Annotated in this window: 22 protein-coding genes; 7 read left to right on the top strand and 15 right to left on the bottom strand. The window is 69.7% G+C overall.

Annotation, left to right across the window (positions count from 1 at the left end; translation table 11 throughout):
• Positions 1 to 26: 26 nt before the first annotated feature.
• From FE633_RS32685 to FE633_RS32675, 3 genes are all read right to left on the bottom strand, one after another.
• Positions 27 to 575: a DinB family protein gene (locus tag FE633_RS32685; RefSeq protein ID WP_138048789.1), complete on the bottom strand. Its 549-nt coding sequence runs from the start codon at positions 573 to 575 to the stop codon at positions 27 to 29.
• A gap of 101 nt (positions 576 to 676) precedes the next feature.
• Positions 677 to 2,137, bottom strand: a complete 1,461-nt coding sequence (locus FE633_RS32680) for an aldehyde dehydrogenase family protein (protein WP_138048788.1) — start codon at positions 2,135 to 2,137, stop codon at positions 677 to 679.
• 136 nt (positions 2,138 to 2,273) lie between these two features.
• A complete protein-coding gene (locus FE633_RS32675; protein WP_138048814.1) occupies positions 2,274 to 3,110 on the bottom strand; it encodes a helix-turn-helix domain-containing protein in 837 nt (278 codons plus the stop codon).
• Positions 3,111 to 3,477: 367 nt separating this feature from the next.
• Here FE633_RS32675 and FE633_RS32665 point away from each other — a divergent pair, with 367 nt between their 5' ends.
• Entirely contained in the window at positions 3,478 to 3,954 is a 477-nt protein-coding gene (locus FE633_RS32665) for an ATP-binding protein (protein ID WP_138048786.1), read from the top strand.
• A gap of 66 nt (positions 3,955 to 4,020) precedes the next feature.
• Here the strand turns inward: FE633_RS32665 and FE633_RS32660 are convergent, their stop codons facing one another.
• The 8 genes from FE633_RS32660 to rpmG all read right to left on the bottom strand — a co-directional run bounded on the left by FE633_RS32660 (position 4,021) and on the right by rpmG (position 7,525).
• Entirely contained in the window at positions 4,021 to 4,242 is a 222-nt protein-coding gene (locus tag FE633_RS32660) for a DUF397 domain-containing protein (protein WP_119101580.1), read from the bottom strand.
• Between the two features lie 180 nt (positions 4,243 to 4,422).
• Positions 4,423 to 4,881 carry an SRPBCC family protein gene (locus tag FE633_RS32650; RefSeq protein ID WP_138048813.1) on the bottom strand — a complete coding sequence of 153 codons (459 nt, stop codon included), beginning with the start codon at positions 4,879 to 4,881 and terminating at the stop codon, positions 4,423 to 4,425.
• 50 nt (positions 4,882 to 4,931) lie between these two features.
• The gene (locus tag FE633_RS32645; protein WP_119101454.1) at positions 4,932 to 5,276 is read right to left on the bottom strand and encodes an ArsR/SmtB family transcription factor; all 345 of its coding nucleotides are present in this window, start codon (positions 5,274 to 5,276) and stop codon (positions 4,932 to 4,934) included.
• Between the two features lie 7 nt (positions 5,277 to 5,283).
• The gene (locus FE633_RS32640) at positions 5,284 to 5,658 is read right to left on the bottom strand and encodes a VOC family protein (protein WP_138048784.1); all 375 of its coding nucleotides are present in this window, start codon (positions 5,656 to 5,658) and stop codon (positions 5,284 to 5,286) included.
• Positions 5,659 to 5,737: 79 nt separating this feature from the next.
• Positions 5,738 to 5,971: a 30S ribosomal protein S18 gene (gene rpsR / locus FE633_RS32635; RefSeq protein ID WP_138048783.1), complete on the bottom strand. Its 234-nt coding sequence runs from the start codon at positions 5,969 to 5,971 to the stop codon at positions 5,738 to 5,740.
• Positions 5,972 to 5,976: 5 nt separating this feature from the next.
• On the bottom strand, positions 5,977 to 7,101 hold the full coding sequence (locus tag FE633_RS32630; protein WP_138048782.1) for a CobW family GTP-binding protein: 1,125 nt from the start codon (positions 7,099 to 7,101) through the stop codon (positions 5,977 to 5,979).
• Positions 7,101 to 7,355 carry a type B 50S ribosomal protein L31 gene (locus FE633_RS32625; protein WP_119101458.1) on the bottom strand — a complete coding sequence of 85 codons (255 nt, stop codon included), beginning with the start codon at positions 7,353 to 7,355 and terminating at the stop codon, positions 7,101 to 7,103. The genes FE633_RS32630 and FE633_RS32625 overlap by 1 nt, the downstream gene beginning before the upstream one ends.
• A 5-nt stretch (positions 7,356 to 7,360) precedes the next feature.
• Positions 7,361 to 7,525, bottom strand: a complete 165-nt coding sequence (rpmG, locus tag FE633_RS32620) for a 50S ribosomal protein L33 (protein WP_019753828.1) — start codon at positions 7,523 to 7,525, stop codon at positions 7,361 to 7,363.
• A gap of 61 nt (positions 7,526 to 7,586) precedes the next feature.
• On the opposite strand from rpmG, the gene rpmB reads away from it, so the two are divergent.
• The 3 genes from rpmB (at position 7,587) to FE633_RS32605 (ending at position 8,699) form a co-directional block, all read left to right on the top strand.
• The gene (gene rpmB / locus FE633_RS32615) at positions 7,587 to 7,823 is read left to right on the top strand and encodes a 50S ribosomal protein L28 (RefSeq protein WP_138048781.1); all 237 of its coding nucleotides are present in this window, start codon (positions 7,587 to 7,589) and stop codon (positions 7,821 to 7,823) included.
• Positions 7,823 to 8,128 carry a 30S ribosomal protein S14 gene (gene rpsN, locus FE633_RS32610; RefSeq protein WP_138048780.1) on the top strand — a complete coding sequence of 102 codons (306 nt, stop codon included), beginning with the start codon at positions 7,823 to 7,825 and terminating at the stop codon, positions 8,126 to 8,128. Before rpmB ends, rpsN begins: the two co-directional genes overlap by 1 nt.
• Positions 8,129 to 8,192: 64 nt before the next feature.
• A complete protein-coding gene (locus FE633_RS32605) occupies positions 8,193 to 8,699 on the top strand; it encodes a hypothetical protein (RefSeq protein WP_246113941.1) in 507 nt (168 codons plus the stop codon).
• A 91-nt stretch (positions 8,700 to 8,790) separates the two neighbouring features.
• Here the strand turns inward: FE633_RS32605 and FE633_RS32600 are convergent, their stop codons facing one another.
• Positions 8,791 to 9,915 carry a DUF2786 domain-containing protein gene (locus FE633_RS32600; RefSeq protein WP_138048779.1) on the bottom strand — a complete coding sequence of 375 codons (1,125 nt, stop codon included), beginning with the start codon at positions 9,913 to 9,915 and terminating at the stop codon, positions 8,791 to 8,793.
• Positions 9,916 to 10,149: 234 nt separating this feature from the next.
• Between FE633_RS32600 and FE633_RS32595 the strand changes: the two genes are divergently transcribed.
• From FE633_RS32595 to FE633_RS32585, 3 genes are all read left to right on the top strand, one after another.
• The gene (locus FE633_RS32595) at positions 10,150 to 10,779 is read left to right on the top strand and encodes a LysE family translocator (RefSeq protein ID WP_138048778.1); all 630 of its coding nucleotides are present in this window, start codon (positions 10,150 to 10,152) and stop codon (positions 10,777 to 10,779) included.
• A 76-nt stretch (positions 10,780 to 10,855) separates the two neighbouring features.
• Entirely contained in the window at positions 10,856 to 11,581 is a 726-nt protein-coding gene (locus FE633_RS32590) for a Clp protease N-terminal domain-containing protein (protein WP_138048777.1), read from the top strand.
• Between the two features lie 69 nt (positions 11,582 to 11,650).
• Positions 11,651 to 13,369, top strand: a complete 1,719-nt coding sequence (locus FE633_RS32585) for a bifunctional 3'-5' exonuclease/DNA polymerase (RefSeq protein WP_138048776.1) — start codon at positions 11,651 to 11,653, stop codon at positions 13,367 to 13,369.
• 21 nt (positions 13,370 to 13,390) lie between these two features.
• Here FE633_RS32585 and FE633_RS32580 read toward each other — a convergent pair whose 3' ends face one another.
• The 3 genes from FE633_RS32580 to FE633_RS32570 form a co-directional block, all read right to left on the bottom strand.
• Entirely contained in the window at positions 13,391 to 14,239 is an 849-nt protein-coding gene (locus FE633_RS32580) for a glycosyltransferase family 2 protein (RefSeq protein ID WP_246113943.1), read from the bottom strand.
• A 123-nt stretch (positions 14,240 to 14,362) separates the two neighbouring features.
• Positions 14,363 to 14,911 carry a DUF6886 family protein gene (locus FE633_RS32575; protein ID WP_138048774.1) on the bottom strand — a complete coding sequence of 183 codons (549 nt, stop codon included), beginning with the start codon at positions 14,909 to 14,911 and terminating at the stop codon, positions 14,363 to 14,365.
• 217 nt (positions 14,912 to 15,128) lie between these two features.
• Positions 15,129 to 16,544, bottom strand: a complete 1,416-nt coding sequence (locus tag FE633_RS32570; protein ID WP_138048773.1) for a Tat pathway signal sequence domain protein — start codon at positions 16,542 to 16,544, stop codon at positions 15,129 to 15,131.
• Between the last annotated feature and the right edge of the window lie 200 nt (positions 16,545 to 16,744).

The following is a 16,744-nucleotide window of genomic DNA, read 5'->3' as shown; positions in this document are numbered from 1 at the left end:
CGCCACCTCGGGCCCGGGGCGTCGGCTCAGCCCCAGGCGCTGCCCTGCTCCTGTGCGATCAGTTCGAAGGCCGTCTTCTTGTCCAGAGACTCCCGGATGATGTCGGCGTGGCCGGCGTGCCGGGCCATCTCCGCGATCAGGCGGAGCATCAGCCAGCGCATCGACACCGCCTCGTCGTCGGGGAACCACGGCTGGTCGGGCAGCGGGAAGGTGTCGTTCATGCTGGGCACGGCCCGGATGAAGTCCTCGGTCCGCCGGGCGACCTTGTCCCAGTAGGCGAGCATCGACTCGACGCTCTCGTCGCCGACCAGTTGAAAGCTTTCTCCCCAGTTCTCCTCGGAGCGCTGCACGTCGGGCGCCACCTGCTGAGCCCGGGACAGCCAGCCCTGCTCGGTCTCCGCGACATGCTTGAGGAGCCCGGAGAGCGAGAGCTCGCTGGCGCTCGGCTTGGTCCCGGCCTGCTCATCGGTCAGACCGAGCAGCGTCCGCCGGATGCCGCCGCGCTGCTCGTCCAGAAAGGCGAGCAGCGCCCCGCGCTCGTCGCCGTGAGCCTCCGCGTGTACGTGCATGACCATGAGGTGCCGCCTCTCATCGGGTCCTCTTGCCTGACACCGACGAAGCTACGGACCCTTGCGGTCAGCTTCTGTCCGCAAGGGTCCGGGGGCGTGGACAAGACTCAGAACGGGAAGAAGCTCCGCTCGTGCTGCACCGAGATCCACTTCTGCGTGGTGAACGCCTCGACCGTCGCCTCGCCGTTGAGGCGGCCGATGCCCGAGGCCTTCTCGCCGCCGAAGGCGACCAGCGGCTCGTCGTGCACGGTGCCGTCGTTCACGTGGAACATGCCCGAGTCGATCTGCTTCGCGAAGGACACACCGCGCTCGACGTCGCCGGTGTGCACGGCGCCGCTCAGCCCGTACGGGGTGTCGTTGACGAGGCGTACGGCCTCCTCCTCGCCGTCGAACGGGATGAGGAGGGCGACCGGGCCGAAGATCTCCTGCTGGAGGATCGACGCGTCGGCGGGCAGGCTCGTCAGAACGCTCGGCTCGACGAGGTTGTCGGAGGTGGAGCCGTGCACCAGCGCGGTGGCACCGTCGGCGATCGCCTGGTCCACGGCGCCCGTAATGGCGTCCGCCTGCGAGGAGTTGATGACCGGGCCGATGATCGTCTGCGGGTCGCGCGGGTCGCCCACCTTCAGGGTCTTCACCTTGGCGACGAACTTCTCGGTGAACTCCGCCTCGATCGATCGGTCCACCAGCACACGGTTGGCGGCCATGCAGACCTGGCCCTGGTGCACGAACCGGCTGAAGACGGCGGCGTCCACGGCGTAGTCGATGTCCGCGTCGTCGAGGACCACCAGAGCGCTGTTGCCGCCGAGTTCGAGGATGGCGCGCTTGAACTGCGAGGCGCAGACCGTGGCGACGTGGCGGCCCACCTGGTCCGAACCGGTGAAGGAGATGACCTTGGGGACGGGGTGCTCGATGAAGGCGTCGCCGATCTCCGCGATGTCGGTGATCACGACGTTCAGCAGGCCGCCCGGCAGCCCCGCTTCCTCAAGGATCTTGGCGACCAGGGTGCCACCGCAGATCGGGGTGTTCTGGTGCGGCTTGAGGACCACGGCGTTGCCCAGCGCCAGGGCCGGCGCGACGGACTTCAGCGACAGCAGGAAGGGGAAGTTGAAGGGGCTGATCACGCCGACGACACCGACGGGGACGCGGTAGAGGCGGTTCTCCTTGCCGTCGACCGGCGAGGGGATGATCCGGCCCTCGGGGCGCAGCGCCACATGGATCGCCTCGCGCAGGAACTCCTTGGCGAGGTGGAGTTCGAAGCCCGCCTTCAGATGCGTGCCGCCGAGTTCGGCGATGATGACCTCGGCGAGCTCCTGCTCGCGGTCCTCGATGATCCTCAGGGCCTTCTCGAACACCGCGCGGCGTGCGTAGGCGTTGGTCGCGGCCCACTTCTTCTGCGCACGGGCAGCGCTCCGGTAGGCCTGATCCACTTCGTCGACCGTGGCTATGGTGATCGACGCCAGCTTCTCGCCGTCGTACGGGTTGAAGTCGATGATGTCCCAGGAGCCGGTCCCCGGACGCCACTCTCCGTCGATGTACTGCTGAGCCAGGTCCGTGAAGTAGGACGACATGTGACCCTCAATCCCTTACTGCCGGGGCAGATCCTGCCAAGGGCAGCCACCCGATCCGTGTCAAGGCTGATCACGCGTCATCGTACTTCTGTTCAAAGGGAGTTGGAGAACAACCTGGGAGACTCGGTGAAGACTCTCAGGAGAGCTGGAGCAGCCCCCGCAGCAGATCCCGGCTCTCGTCCGGACCCGGGCTGTCGTCCTGCAGCTGCTTCATCGCCTTCTCGTACTGGGTGACGTCCTCGCGCTTGTCCAGATAGAGCGCGCTGGTGAGCTGCTCCAGGTACACGACGTCGGACAGATCCGACTCGGGGAAGCTGAGCACCGTGAAGGCACCGCTCTCACCGGAGTGCCCGCCGAAGCTGAACGGCATGATCTGGAGTCGTACGTTCGGCCGCTCGGACACCTCGATCAGATGCTGGAGCTGACCCCGCATCACTTCGCGGTCACCGTAGGGCCGGCGGAGCGCCGCCTCGTCGAGTACGCAATGGAAGTCCGGCGCGTTCTCGGACACCAGGTACTTCTGGCGCTCCAGGCGCAGCGCCACGCGCCGCTCGATGTCGGCCGCGCTCACGCTCTTGCCCGCGCCCTTCATGCCCCGCTCGACGACCGCGTGCGCGTACGCCTCCGTCTGCAACAGGCCGTGCACGAACTGCACTTCGTACGACCGGATCACGGACGCGGCGCCCTCCAGGCCGACATAGGTGGGGAACCAGCTGGGCAGAACGTCCGAGTAACTGTGCCACCACCCCGCGACGTTGGCCTCCCTGGCGAGAGAGAGGAGCGAGTTGCGCTCCGCCTCGTCGGTGATGCCGTACAGCGTCAACAGATCCTCGACGTCCCGCGTTTTGAAGCTCACCCTCCCCAACTCCATACGGCTGATCTTGGATTCGGAGGCACGGATCGAGTACCCGGCCGCTTCCCGGGTGATCCCGCGCGATTCACGCAGTCTCCTGAGTTGCGAGCCGAGCAGCATGCGTCGAACCACCGATCCCGACTCTTGCGCGCTCACGTTCGTCCGCCTCCCCAACGGTCTTCAGGGGCCGCAGTCTGCCACTAAAACACTCCAAGCTGTACTCGTTCGGTTACGGAAACGGCAAGACCCGCAAAGTACCGGCACCCGAAGAGGCAAGGAGAAGACCAGCCAGAGGCAGAAAAACGGCAAGAAGACGACGGAAAATATGAGCAAGAAGCGGTACGGGAAGGTCCAATTGGGGCACGTGCACGTGCATCTGCCCTTGCATCTGCTCTGCGCATTCGGAACCATGGTCCCCGCGCCACCGCTGCATCGCAACGACCGCGAATTCCCGGGAGTGCCTCGCATGGGGACGAATGGATCGACCATGCTCGAGCCGTTAAGGCAGGGCCTTCCGCCGCTGGACCCCTCGGCCGTGTCCAGCGCCGCGTCGTGCGCCCTGGCCGCCCGCTACGAAGCGGTGCGCGAAGCACGGCACTTCACACGCGGAACACTGGACCAGTGGGACGTCGACGACCGCTTCGACGATGTCTGCCTGGTCGTCTCCGAACTCGTCACCAACGCGCTGCGGCACGCGCTGCCCTCGGACACCCCGCGCGGCCCCGAGCAGGATCCGCCCGTGCGGCTGCACTTGATGCGCTGGACCGAGAGACTCGTGTGCGCCGTGCGCGATCCGAGTCACGACAGTCCGGTCGCGCGCGACTCGGACGACTTCTCGGCGGAGTCGGGGCGCGGCCTGTTCCTGGTCGACTCCTTCGCCGACAGCTGGGGGTGGCACCCGCTCGCGGGCACGCTCAGCGGCAAGGTCGTGTGGGCCCTGTTCCGGCTCCCACCGACCGGCTGACGAACCGCGGCGTTTCTTCACGCCGCGGTTCTACGCGCGTTACGGTGCGCGAGGGGCCGATCGCCCTCAGTTGCCCCCCACCAGATGGTCGAACTCGCCGTCCTTGATGCCCAGAAGCATGGCTTCGATCTCGGCGCGCGTGTAGACGAGCGCCGGCCCGTCAGGGAAGCGCGAGTTGCGCACCGCCACCTCACCTCCGGGCAGCCTGGCGAACTCCACGCAGGAGCCCTGCGAGTTGCTGTGCCTGCTCTTCTGCCAGGCCACCCCGAAAAGCTCCGTGGCAGCCATGCCGTTGTACACGTCGTGGTCCACAGGTCGCTCCCTGGTGGCGCAGTGGCGTTTCTGGTGCCAGTGATGCAGCGGTCAACTGACCCGGATCATAGCCCTCTTCACCTGCAGATGCATGAGCAGATGCACGTGCACGCGGGGTGGTTCTGCGGTTACAGCTTTCACGCCTGTCTCACACGTCTACAGCTGCCCCAGCGCATGCCCCAGAGATCGCATCACATGCGACCTCCAGCCCCCGTCCATGATCTGACGCGCCATCATCTGCGCAGGGTCGTCCGGATCGAATCCCTCGTGCTGTAGGAAGAGACGTGTGCCGCGGCCTTCGTGTTCCATCGTCCAGGTGATGGTCCAGTCCGCGCAGTTCCCGGGATCGGGGTCGGTCCAGCGGAGGCTGAGCATCCGCCCCGTCTCGTACGCGAGCACCTCGACCTCGACGGTGCCGGAGAAGTTTGAGTTCGGCCGCGGCACCGAGGTCATCGTGTACCGGTGCCCCACCTCGAGCCGGAAGCCGTCCGCCCCCGGCATCAGCCACTGCACCAGCAGTTCTGGTTCGGTCAGCGCGCGCCAGACCTTGGCCGGCGGATGCGGCAGGAACTGATCGACGCGGATGGTGGTGAGGTCATCTGGTGCAGCACTCATGTCGGCGGCCATCCGGTGGGGGGCATGTCAGTTGGCCACCTGCGCGTGGCTCATGTCACTTCATCGTCGGGCATCCGGTCCAGCAGGTCACCGAGCCCCTTGAGACGCCGGCGCCAGAACCTCTCGTACGGATGGAGCCAGTCCTGCACCTCGGCGAGGGGCTCCGCCTCCAGCCGATAGATGCGCTGCCGTCCGGCGCGCTGCTCGGAGACGAGTCCGGCCTCCCGGAGCACCTTCAGGTGTTCCGAGAGGCTCGGCCGGCGCATGTCGAAATGTTCGGCCAACGCCTGCACGGCCTGCGGGCCCTCGTCCCGCAGCAGCCGCAGCACTTCGCGCCGGGTGGCGTTGGCGAGCGCGGCGAAGACGCGGTCCTCGCGCGCCCCAGTGGTCGTCATGGTCCGGTCAGAAGCCTTCCTTCTCCGTGAGCAGCATCAGACCGTTGCCGTCCGGGTCCCGGAACGCGGCCATACGTCCCCAGGGGAGGTCGTCCGGGCCCTCCACGTCCACCCCCGCGGCCGCGAGCCGCGAACAGTCGGCGTCGACATCGGTCGTGACCAACATGATCCCCCGGGTCTCCCCCGGTGTGAAACCGCCCATCCCGGGCCCGGACAACGTGAACACGGTCTGCGCCCCTTCGGGCGCCACCTGCACCCACCGGCCCTGCGGCATGTCCAGGTCCGCGGCGACCTCGAAGCCGAGCACGTCCGTGTAGAAGCGCAGGGCCCGGTCCTGGTCGGCGACGGGAAGGGTGACGAAAGAGGCATGTGTGATGTTCATGCCTCTCACGTTAGGTAGGGAATCCCCTACGCGTCAAGCGTAGGAATTTCCCTATGCATAGCGATGGGGCGAACCCGCGCTACCGGGCCGAGTACGGCAGCAGAGCCATCTCGCGTGCGTTCTTGATCGCACTAGCCAGTTGGCGCTGCTGCTGGGCGGACACCCGGGTCACCCGGCGGCTGCGGATCTTGCCCCGGTCCGAGATGAACTTCCTCAGGAGGTCGGTGTCCTTGTAGTCGATGTAGGTGATGCCGGCGGCGTCCAGGGGGTTGGGGCGGGACTTCTGAGGCTTGCGGTCGGGCTTGCGGGGCATGGCGGTCAGACCTCCAGGAGCGTGTCGAAGGCGGGCGGGAGCTGTTTCCAGGCGGTGCGGCCGGCGGCGTACTCGGCGTCGGTCAAGAGGCAGGACTCCAGGAGGAGTTCGAGTCCGTCCCGGTCCAGCGCCGGGGACGTGAAGACCAGGTGCTGACAGCAGTCGCCGTGCTCCGGGTGCCAGTCGAGCGCCGCCGCGGCGCGTCGTACGGGCGGCACCATCTCCCACGCGGCGTCCGGCAACGAGGCCAGCCAGGGCCCCGCGTTCTCGACGCACAGGGCGCCCCCGGCCGCGTCCCAGTGCAGCAGCGTGTCGGGCCGGTCGGCGAGCCAGAAGCGGCCCCTGCTGCGAGCCGCGGCGCAGGTCAGATCCTCCAGGGCCGCGTACAGCCGCTCCGGATGGAACGGGCGGCGGCGATGCCACACGAGGGTGGAGACACCGCACTCGTCGGCCTCGGCCGGCAGCAGCGCACAGGCCGGGTGCTGGGCCGCGGCCGCCGCCTCCACGTCGAATCCGCCGAGCGCGGCACCCGCCAAGTCGCCGTGGCCGAGCGGAACTTGGCGGGCGGTCGGATGCAGCTGGGCCAGCAGCGCCCGGTCCTCGTCGTCGGCCCCCTCGGACTCGACGACGGCGAGCACGGGCGCGTACTCCAGCTGACGCGCGAACGTGTCGGCGATCGTGCGCTGGTCGGTGGCGGCCGCGGCCAGTCCCGCCTCCGCGAGATCGTCACCGTTGCCGAGATACGGCAGCACCAGCGCGGGATCGACCGCGGTGATCACCCCGGTGAGCCGCAGCCCACTGCTCGCGACCACCTCGGCCATCGCCTTGGGCTCGACCGAGTCCCACAGCTCGACGACCGCGAGACGAGTGACCCCGTCCCCCTCCAGCCGCTCCAGCTCCGGCACCAGGTCCTCGCGCAGGGCGCAGCACGCGCAGTCGTTGACGAGCGGCGCCTCCCCGGCGGAGAGGACGCCGCCACTGTCGCGGATCGTGCGGGCGACCGTGCCCCGCACGGCCGTCGCGAGGTCGTGGTGCAGCGCGACGGCCCCCGGAACGTCGGCGAGCAGCCGGTCGACGGCCGCCCTACGGGCGTCGGAGTGCAGCCCGCCGACGATGGCGACGGACAGCATCAGCCGGCCTCCCGCTTGCCGTACCGCTGCTCGAAGCGCTCCACGCGGCCAGCCGTGTCGAGCACCCGGGCCGTCCCGGTATAGAAGGGATGACTGACGTTCGAGATCTCGACGTCGACGACCGGATAGGTGTTGCCGTCCTCCCATTCGACCGTCTTCTCGCTCGTCAGGGTCGAGCGGGTCAGGAAGGCGTGGTTCGCGGCCCGGTCCCGGAAGACGACGGGCCCGTACGCCGGGTGAATCCCCTCACGCATCGCGATCAGCGCTCCTCTCGGAAGTCGACGTGACGGCCCACGACGGGGTCGTACTTGCGCAGGGTCATCCGGTCGGGGTCGTTACGGCGGTTCTTGCGGGTGACGTACGTGAAGCCGGTCCCGGCCGTGGACCGGAGCTTGATGACCGGACGGAGTTCGTTGCGTGCCATGGGGCTAGTATATGAAAACGGATCCCATTTCCAATAAGAAGGAACAGAGAGGTTCGTCACCATGTCCGCACACTGCATGCTGACCGGGGCCCAACCCGGCTTCGGCAACACCATCTCCCACTCCCACCGGCGATCGTCCCGGCGCTTCGACCCCAACATCCAGAGCAAGCGCTACTGGCTGCCGAGTGAGGGCAGGTACGTACGGCTGAAGCTCAGCGCCAAGGGGATCAAGACGGTCGACACGATCGGCGTCGAGGCGGCCGTGGCCAGGATTCGTGCCCGTGGAGTGAAGGTCTGATGGCGAAGAAGAGCAAGATCGCGAAGAACGAGAAGCGCCAGGAGATCGTCGCGCGGTACGCCGCCCGACGGGCCGAGCTGAAGGAGATCATCCGCAGGCCCTCCTCCTCGGAGGCCGAAAAGCTCGCTGCCCAGCGGGAATTGCGCAGGCAGCCGCGTGACGCCAGCGCCACCCGCGTACGCAACCGGGACAGCGTGGACGGCCGTCCGCGCGGATACCTGCGGACCTTCGGGCTCTCGCGTGTGAATCTGCGCGAGCAGGCGCACGCGGGCTTCCTTCCCGGGGTGCGCAAGTCGTCCTGGTAGCTTGCTGCGGTCGTTCCGGCGACCCGGGCGACGACCTTCGTTCCACACCCTTGGGGGACTTTCAGTGACTTCGGCGACCTTCCCGCGCAGGCAGGTGCGGATCGCGGCCGCGACGGCGGGACTGGCGGCCGCGCTCGTCCTGACGGGCTGCAGCAGCGACGACGGAGACGGTGACAACGCCTCGTCCCCGGAGACGAGTGCGGCGCCGACCAAGTCGGCGGACACCGGCGGCGGCTCCGGCGGGAGCACGTCCAAGGGCGGCGGCCTGCAGGGAAGCTGGCTCACCACCAAGGGCGGCAAGGCCGTGGCGCTGGTGATCACCGGCAAGGAAGCCGGTCTGTTCTCGACCGGCGGTTCCGTGTGCAGCGGAACCGCCGGGGAGACGTCGGGCATGCAGATGATCGCGCTGAAGTGCACCGACGGAAGCAAGGACCGGACCAAGGGCATGGTCGAGTCCGTCAACTCCACGACCATGAAGGTCAACTGGGAGGGCTTCGGCGAGGAGACGTACACGAAGTCGGAGGGCGGGAAGCTGCCGACGGGTCTGCCTACGGCCGACCTGGGCACCTGAGCCCGACTTCGAGTCCGGCTCTGAGTACGAGTCCGACTCTGAGACGAGTCCGAGTACGACTCCGGCTCGACGGGCGGCTTGCCGGGAACCGTCAGGGGAGCCGCTGACGCGGTTCCACCTGAGCCCGGTCCGCCGCTTCGGCGCCCTGGTTCCAGCCCGCCGCGTCGTTGACCCCACGCACGCGGGTCGTGGTCGTCTCCGGGAACATGCGGTCCGTGCGGGCGGTGACCGCCACCTCGCGGGTGGCGAGGACCGGGAGAAGGTCGGGGGTCACCTGGGTCTCGGTGGCGGAGGCCAGACGCGTACCGATGCGCTGGGCGTACGCCGCCAGGAACGACTGGCGGAAGGTCTTCGTGCGGCGGCGGCCGGCGGCGCGCGCTGCCGCCTCCGCCTTCGTCATCGCGGCGGTGGCCTGCACGAGCAGTGAGGTGTGGAGGAGTTCGACCGCCTCCAGATCGGGTTCGAAACCGACGACGGTGGAGAAGCCGAGGGGTTCGTTCCACACGGCCCGGCATCGGTTCGCGGTGGCGACCGCGTCGAGGAGCGTGGCCTTGGCCGTCTCGTACGGCGGGTCGACCCCGATCCGGCACGCACCGGGCGCGTCACCCGCGGGCGCCCCCGCCGCGAGCAGTGCCTCGTCGATGCTGTGGCGCGCCATCAGCTCCTGCGCCTTGCCGGTGAGCGCCTCCGCCTCCTCCGGGAAGCCGGTCGCCTCCGCCTTGGCGAGCAGCGCGCGTATACGGGTGAGCATGCGGGACTCGGGCCGCCGCTCCTCCGGTGTCCCGTGGAGCTGATGGTGGTGCGGATCGTCGAGCGGTTCGAGGGGCGGGAGGCGGAGCAGCAGGCGGTACAGCTCCAGCACGGCTGTCGCGTACGAGAAGCGGTCGGTGCGTACGGGGGCGGGGTCCAGCTCGTCGAGCTGCGCCTCCCAGCGGCGGCCGCGCGTCTGCTTCCGCCGGGCCTCGCTGCCGAGGATCAGGCCCGAGGCCAGTTGTACGTGCGTCTCGTCCAGCTCGCGTCGCACGATCCGTACGACATCGGCGGGCTGCCAGCCGCGCCGCCAGGCCGCGACGATGAAGTCCTCGCCGCGCAGGACGAGTTCGGCGTCCGCCGAGGGGTCGGCCGCGAGGAGTGAGGCGCCCGTGTCCAGGGTCGCGTCGGTGTCGGCGTAGAGGGCGGTCTCGAAGGCGCGGTCCACGGTGCTGGGCGTACTCACGCGTCGATCGTGCCACGGGGTGGGGGCGGTGGTTTTTCCCTTCCCCGAGCCCGCCCCTTCCCGGAACTGAGGGCTGCGCCCCCAGGCCCCCCGGGGTCGTGGTTCGGTGCGGGTGCGTTGTGGCTGGTCGCGCAGTTCCCCGCGCCCCTGAAGGGCGCCCTGCAGCCGCCCGCCGCCGTCTCAGCCCGTGAAATTGGGTCGCCCCGCCGCACGCGGGCCGCAAAGCATGGCCCCATGGTCGACACCTCCCTCTACGCAGCGTTTCTGGTCGCCGCCCTCGCGCTCGTCGTGAGCCCCGGACCCGACATGATGTTCATCGTGGCGATGGGCGGACGCGGGGGCCCTGTCGCGGGCGTGATGGCCGCCGCCGGCGTGGCCTTCGCGATGCTGGTCCACGCCGTCGCCGCGATGCTGGGCCTCTCGGCCCTGTTCACCACCCTGCCGACCCTCTATCACGTACTGCGCTGGGTGGGCGCCGCCTACCTCCTCTACCTCGCGATCAAAGCGTTCCGGGACCGCTCGGCACCGGTCGAGGAAGGCGGCACCCTCGGCCCGGGGCGGCGGCGCGCCTTCTGGCAGGGCGCGGTCACCAACCTCCTCAATCCCAAGGTGATCCTCTTCAACGTCGCGTTCCTGCCGCAGTTCGTGAACCCCGGACTCGGCCACGTCATGACCCAGTTCCTGATCCTCGGCGTCACCCTGGTGGTCATGGGCTTCGCCTTCGACGCCTCGGTGGGCCTGCTCTCCGGCCGCCTCTCCGACGTACTCCGCCGCAGCCGCCGGGTCGCCCGGGGCCTGAACATCTTCAGCGGGACGGTGTTCACCGGGCTCGCGGTGCGACTGCTCGTGGCGTCCCCGAAGTAGCGTCCCCGGAGCAACACCTCCACAGCGTCGTCAACCCAGGGTTGACACCCCTCGGGTGTCAACCTACGGTTGACGCATGACCACGAACCCACGCGCCACCACCTCCATCCGGCTCGACGACCTCATCGAGGCCATCAAGAAGGTCCACACGGACGCGCTGGACCAACTCCAGGACGCGGTGATCGCCGCGGATCACCTGGGCGACGTGGCCGACCACCTGATCGGCCACTTCGTGGACCAGGCCCGGCGTTCGGGCGCGTCCTGGACGGACATCGGCAAGAGCATGGGGGTCACCCGCCAGGCCGCCCAGAAACGGTTCGTGCCGAAGGCCGAATCGGACCTCGACCCGAGCCAGGGCTTCGGCCGCTACACCCCGCGGGCCAGGAACGTGGTGATGGCCGCCCACAGCGCGGCCAAGGCCGCCGGCAACGACCTGACCCACCCCGAACACCTGGTCCTCGGCCTCATCACCGAGCCCGAGGGAATCGGCGCGGCGATGATCACCGCACAGGGCATCCCCCTGGAGTCGGTACGCGAGGCCGCGAGCGCCGCGCTCCCGCCGAGGGCCGAGAGCGTTCCCGAACTCGTCCCCTACGGCGCGGGCGCCAAGAAGGTCCTGGAACTCACCTTCCGCGAGGCCCTCCGCCTCGGCCACAACTACATCGGCACGGAACACATCCTGCTCGCGCTGCTGGAGCACGAGGGCGGGACGGGCGTACTCAGCGGGCTGGGTGTGGACAAGACGGCCGCGGAGGCCGGCGTCGAGCAGGCGCTGACGGCACTGAAGACCGGCCAGGAGTGACCAGCAGGGGGCAGACCCCGTGGCCCTGTTCCGGTCCCGTTGTCAGACCCCCCTGCCACACTCGCCACCATGACCGACCGGTGGGCTCTCGCGCCGGCCGAGGACGGTGGCGCCGAGGTCGCCCGCCTCGGCGCCGACGGGCTGCCCGCGGGACCGGTGGCGCGGGAGCCGGACCTCGCCGAGTCCGTACGCTCCCGGCCGGACGTCGCCCGCTGGGTGTGGCGGGCGACGGACGAGGTCTATCCCCACCTGCTCGCCGCGGGCGTCCGCGTGGAGCGGTGCTACGACATCGAAGTCGCCGAGACCCTCCTCCTCGGCCACGAGGGACGGCTCGGCGAGCCCCGGTCGGCGGCCGCCGCCCTGGCGAGGCTGCGCGGCGGCCCCGTACCGCCGGACCCCCCGCAGCGCTCGGCCGAACCCGGCTCGCAGTCCTCCCTCTTCGAGCCGCGCCCCGTGCACGTACCGCTGGAACAGCTCATCGAGGTGTACGCGCACCAGCTGCGAAGACACGAGGCGACGGCTCACCCCGAGCGGATGCTGCTGCTGACCGCAGCCGAGTCGGCCGGCACGCTGGTGGCCGGCGAGATGAACGCGTCCGGGCTGCCGTGGAGCGCGGCGGTGCACCGCGAGGTGCTGCACGAGCTGCTCGGTGAGCGGTACGCGGGCGGGGGCGAGCCCCGGCGGCTGGCCGAGCTGACGGACGAGGTGTCGGCCGCGTTCGGGCGCCGGGTGCGGCCCGATCTGCCCGCGGACGTCATCAAGGCCTTCGCGCAGGCCGGGATCAGGATCCGGTCCACGCGCCGCTGGGAGATCGAGTCCGTCGACCACCCGGCGGTGAAGCCGCTGCTCGAGTACAAGACGCTGTACCGGATCTGGGTCGCCCACGGCTGGTCGTGGCTGCAGGACTGGGTGCGGGACGGGCGGTTCCGGCCCGAGTACGTGCCGGGCGGGACGGTCACCGGACGCTGGGTGACCAATGGCGGCGGTGCGCTGCAGATCCCCAAGGTGATCCGCCGCGCGGTGATCGCCGACCCGGGCTGGCGGCTCGTCGTGGCGGACGCCGACCAGATGGAGCCCCGCGTACTGGCCGCGATCTCACGCGACCCGGGCCTGATGGAGGTCGCCGGCCGGGAGACCGACCTCTACCAGTCCGTCTCCGACCGCGCCTTCGCCGGCAACCGCGACCAGGCGAAACTCGCGGTGCTCGGCGCGGTGTACGGGCAGACCTCCGGGGACGGTCTCAAGAACCTCGCCGCGCTGCGCCGCCGCTTCCCCAGGGCGGTCGCCTACGTCGACGACGCGGCGCGGGCGGGCGAGGAGGGACGGCTCGTGCGTACGTGGCTCGGGCGGACGTGTCCTCCGGCGGCGGGTGCCGACGACTCGTCCTCGGAGGAGGCGGGGATCCCGCAGGACGAGCCCGGTGAGGCCGACCGGACCGCCGAGACCGTCGACGCCGCCGACGGCCAGGAATGGGCCCCTGGGTACGCCTCCACCAACTCCCGCGCCCGTGGCCGCTTCGCCCGCAACTTCGTCGTCCAGGGCAGCGCGGCCGACTGGGCCTTGCTGCTGCTCGCCGCACTCCGGCGCACCTGTGCGGGGATGGCCGCCGAACTGGTCTTCTTCCAGCACGACGAGGTGATGGTGCACTGTCCGGCCGAGGAGGCGGACGCGGTCGTGGCGGCGATCCGGGAAGCGGCGGACCTGGCGGGGCGGCTGACGTTCGGTCAGACGCCGGTGCGGTTTCCGTTCACGACGGCCGTGGTGGAGTGTTATGCGGACGCCAAATGAACGCCCCTGCCGCCCGGCCCCTCAGATGACCGGCGGCCGCCCCAGCCGCGCAAGCCGCCATACGGTCCGCCATCGCATCGGCCGCCGTTCCCCGCCCGACTCCCTGATCCCCTCCACGAACCCGCCGAACCAGGCGCGCAACCCGCCGACCGACCGCGTACGCAGAAGCGTCAGCGCGATCCAGACGCCGAGGTGGACCGGGACGAGCGGAAGGGGCAGCCGACGCCGGGTCAGCCAGACGCGGTTGCGGGCGGTGACGCGGTAGTAGATGGCGTGCCGGGCGGGCGAGGTCTTGGGGTGCTGGAGCAGCAGCTCCGGCTCGTATCGGATGGTCCACCCGGCATCGGCGGCCCGCCAGGCCAGATCGGTCTCCTCGTGCGCGAAGAAGAACTCGGCGGGCCAGTCGCCGGTCTCCGCGAGCATCTTCATGGAGAGAGCGTGCGCTCCGCCGAGGAAGCCGGTCACCGGCCCGCCGCGCATCGGGTCCTTGGCGCCGAGCCGGGGCACATGGCGCCGCTGGGTCTCGCCGTTCTCGTCGGCGATCCGGAACCCGACGATGCCGAGGCGCGGATCGGCGGCGTACAAGTCCCGTACCTTCCGCAGGACATCGCAGTCGACGAGCAACCCGTCGTCGTCGAGCTCCACGACGACATCCACGTCCCCGAACTCCCTGAGCCGCCGCAACGCCACGTTCCGCCCGCCCGGGCATCCGAGGTTCTCGTCGACCTCGATGGTGGTGACCTCGCCGGGCAGTCCGGTGAACTCGGGCAGGGGGCAGCCGTTCCCCACGATCACGATCCGCTCGGGCGCGAGGTCCTGCTTGGCCACCGAGGCCAGCAGCGCGTCGACTTCAACGGGCCGATTCCCCATGGTCACCACGGCCACCGCGATCCGCGGGCCCACCGACACGACGCCCACCCCACCTAGTTCGACAACAGGGAGCGATGCTAGTCGTTCACAATAAGGACACGTTAAGTACTTCTTCTCCGCAGGTCACTGATGGGCCTGCGGCCTCGGCGTGGCGTTCCGCAGCCGGATACCACTGAACTGCAGCGTGCTGGTGATCACCGAGTCCCAGAACTCCCAGAGGCTGTCGAGCACGCGGAGTTGGATCCCCGCGTCCCGGTGGAGCCGCAGAAGATCACCGACGGGCTGTGCGGGACCGAGCGGTTCGACGGGCTCGGTCGCCACGAAGGCGTGCGGCTCCGGCCCGCCGAAGGGCCGGAAGGCAGCGGCGGAGAACCGGTAGGCGAACAGCTCGACGCCCAGGAACCGCTCCACCCAGTCGTACTCGATGGCGTGAACTCGCTCACCGCCGCCCGGACCAAGGACGCGTTCACGGTCGGACGCCGACGTTCCCGGGGTGACCCAGGCCATGGCCCGCGGACACTGGCGGGGAAACCAGTAGGCCGGGGCCTGGACCTCGTCGACGGCCCAGACGTACGCCTCCGGCTGCTGGGCGGTGGCGGCGACGTGCGGATGGAACACCGTGATCGTGGGGTCTTCCGAGAAGTGCAGTACTTCACCAGGCTCCGGGCGCATGCGCCCGGTCTACTGCAGGGCCGCCACCCGGCGCCAACAGCGCCACAGATTCGCGGACACATTCATGCGAGTCCGACTTGTCCGTTTCCTGCTCAGCGCGCACGCTGATGTCGTGGGGCGCACCGCGGCCGACCTTCGGCGGGCTCACCGCCGGAAGCATCAGGGGCTGAGGGAACGCATCCGGGGCTGAGGGATCCCAGCCGTCGCTCTGCCCTGTTCAGGCCCGCAACGGGTTGGAGCGCGCCGCCGCCAGCAGGTACCAGGCGGTCGCGCCCGTGTGCCGGTACGGGTAGTAGCCGAAGCCGAAACCGGTGTCGAGGGGGCTGCTCGCCGAGACGACTCCGGAACGCTCGGGAAGTGCCTTGTCGCCGACGGTCTGGCCGCCGCCGAGCAGGTCCTGGGCCCGCTCGATGGAGGCGATCAGCCGGCGGGCGGGCGCCTCGTCGCCGCGTCCGTCGCGGCCCCGAAGGGCGAGCGCGAGGTGGGCCGTTCCCTCGAACCACACTCCGTTCCGGTCGGGCTTGGGCTGGAACTCGGCGATCGGGGCGTCCTCGTTCGCGAGGAGACTGGCGGAGCTGAAGGTGACCCCGACGTACGACTGGCCCGGGGGCACCGTGCTGTTCCGCCGGTCGGCGTGATCCAGGACGGCGAGTTCGGCGGCAGCCCAGTCCAGCGACCGTGAGTACGAGGAAGAGCCGAGGGCGAGATGGGTCCAGGTCTGGGTGTCTTCCGGGATCGGCGACTTGTTGACCGTCACACCGTCGTTGGTGCCGGTGTAGAAGAAGCCGCCGGACGGCTCCCACATCTTTTTGACGAAGGCCTCGGCACGCGCGCGCCGCTCCCGCCACACCCGGTCCCCGGTGAGCCGGGCGAGCCGTCCGAAGAGGCAGATCAGGTCCGTGTTGTGCTCGGTCGAGGTGAAGGGCAGTTTCTCGTTGGCTCCGTTGACGCCGAACTTGTAGCCGCCGAGGGGTTCGTCGGTGCGGCCGGTCCGCTCGATCCATGTGCCGATCCGCACAGCACCGTCGAGGAAGCGGCGGGCCCCGGTCCGGCGGGCCAGTGCGCTGAGCGCGATGCCCGCCCAGGCCATGTCGCCCACGGCCGTTCCGGTGAAGCCGAACTGCGTGCCGACGTTGGCGGTGCCGTCCGCCCGTACGAAGCCGTCCGGCTGCCGTGAACCGTCGAAGAAGGTGTACGGCCCGACGTTGTACGCCTGGCGGAGCCTGCCGTCGTCGTACGCCGGGTCATGGGCCTGGGCGTACAGCAGCGCGTCGCCGAGGGCCACGGCTCTGGCCCGGCCGTCCGCGGTACGTGCCGCGAGGTGGGCCAGGATCGCGAGGGCGTTGTCGTAGGTGAACGCGGTGCTGAACAGACCCGCCTGGTCGGTGTAGCTCTGGGTCAGGCGGATGCTGCCGTGGTCCGGATAGGAGTCCATGGCGGCGGCGAGAAAGGCATGCCCGCGACGCTGGGCTCGACGGCCGGCGGAAGTCCCGATGGCATCCCGGGCCCCGGCCGCGTGGGCCGCGCCGGAGCCGGCCACGGTGAGCGCCGCGGCACCGATACCGAGGCCGGTCCCGATGAGCGTACGGCGGCTGAACGCGGGGCCCGGGCCTGGGCCTTGGCTGCCGGTCATGGGTCTCCCTTGTGTTTGAGAGCGCTCTCAGCGATGCGCGCTCATTGTGCTGGTGCATGTGGAGCCGGTCAACGGCTTTGACAGGCAATCCAGTTGCCTCGCCTTGCCGTCCCGGGAGTGGACATGCCCGAGTCACCACAAGACCGAGCCCATACAACCGAGCCCACATGACCGAGTCCGCACAACCGGGTTGACTCTCC

The organism is Streptomyces montanus, assembly GCF_005786655.1.
In the GTDB taxonomy this organism is placed as follows: Bacteria; Actinomycetota; Actinomycetes; order Streptomycetales; family Streptomycetaceae; genus Streptomyces; species Streptomyces sporangiiformans.
The sequence above is the reverse complement of the archived record's forward strand: the minus strand, read 5'-3'. Positions and strand labels throughout refer to the sequence as shown.

Bases quoted from the DNA above. Each gene is read 5' to 3' on its own strand.
- FE633_RS32685 (WP_138048789.1), bottom strand. From the start codon at position 575: ATGGTCATGCACGTACACGCGGAGGCTCACGGCGACGAGCGCGGGGCG.
- FE633_RS32680 (WP_138048788.1), bottom strand. From the start codon at position 2,137: ATGTCGTCCTACTTCACGGACCTGGCTCAGCAGTACATCGACGGAGAG.
- FE633_RS32675 (WP_138048814.1), bottom strand. From the start codon at position 3,110: ATGCTGCTCGGCTCGCAACTCAGGAGACTGCGTGAATCGCGCGGGATC.
- FE633_RS32665 (WP_138048786.1), top strand. From the start codon at position 3,478: ATGCTCGAGCCGTTAAGGCAGGGCCTTCCGCCGCTGGACCCCTCGGCC.
- FE633_RS32660 (WP_119101580.1), bottom strand. From the start codon at position 4,242: ATGGCTGCCACGGAGCTTTTCGGGGTGGCCTGGCAGAAGAGCAGGCAC.
- FE633_RS32650 (WP_138048813.1), bottom strand. From the start codon at position 4,881: ATGAGTGCTGCACCAGATGACCTCACCACCATCCGCGTCGATCAGTTC.
- FE633_RS32645 (WP_119101454.1), bottom strand. From the start codon at position 5,276: ATGACGACCACTGGGGCGCGCGAGGACCGCGTCTTCGCCGCGCTCGCC.
- FE633_RS32640 (WP_138048784.1), bottom strand. From the start codon at position 5,658: ATGAACATCACACATGCCTCTTTCGTCACCCTTCCCGTCGCCGACCAG.
- rpsR (WP_138048783.1), bottom strand. From the start codon at position 5,971: ATGCCCCGCAAGCCCGACCGCAAGCCTCAGAAGTCCCGCCCCAACCCC.
- FE633_RS32630 (WP_138048782.1), bottom strand. From the start codon at position 7,101: ATGCTGTCCGTCGCCATCGTCGGCGGGCTGCACTCCGACGCCCGTAGG.
- FE633_RS32625 (WP_119101458.1), bottom strand. From the start codon at position 7,355: ATGCGTGAGGGGATTCACCCGGCGTACGGGCCCGTCGTCTTCCGGGAC.
- rpmG (WP_019753828.1), bottom strand. From the start codon at position 7,525: ATGGCACGCAACGAACTCCGTCCGGTCATCAAGCTCCGGTCCACGGCC.
- rpmB (WP_138048781.1), top strand. From the start codon at position 7,587: ATGTCCGCACACTGCATGCTGACCGGGGCCCAACCCGGCTTCGGCAAC.
- rpsN (WP_138048780.1), top strand. From the start codon at position 7,823: ATGGCGAAGAAGAGCAAGATCGCGAAGAACGAGAAGCGCCAGGAGATC.
- FE633_RS32595 (WP_138048778.1), top strand. From the start codon at position 10,150: ATGGTCGACACCTCCCTCTACGCAGCGTTTCTGGTCGCCGCCCTCGCG.
- FE633_RS32590 (WP_138048777.1), top strand. From the start codon at position 10,856: ATGACCACGAACCCACGCGCCACCACCTCCATCCGGCTCGACGACCTC.
- FE633_RS32585 (WP_138048776.1), top strand. From the start codon at position 11,651: ATGACCGACCGGTGGGCTCTCGCGCCGGCCGAGGACGGTGGCGCCGAG.
- FE633_RS32580 (WP_246113943.1), bottom strand. From the start codon at position 14,239: ATGGGGAATCGGCCCGTTGAAGTCGACGCGCTGCTGGCCTCGGTGGCC.
- FE633_RS32575 (WP_138048774.1), bottom strand. From the start codon at position 14,911: ATGCGCCCGGAGCCTGGTGAAGTACTGCACTTCTCGGAAGACCCCACG.
- FE633_RS32570 (WP_138048773.1), bottom strand. From the start codon at position 16,544: ATGACCGGCAGCCAAGGCCCAGGCCCGGGCCCCGCGTTCAGCCGCCGT.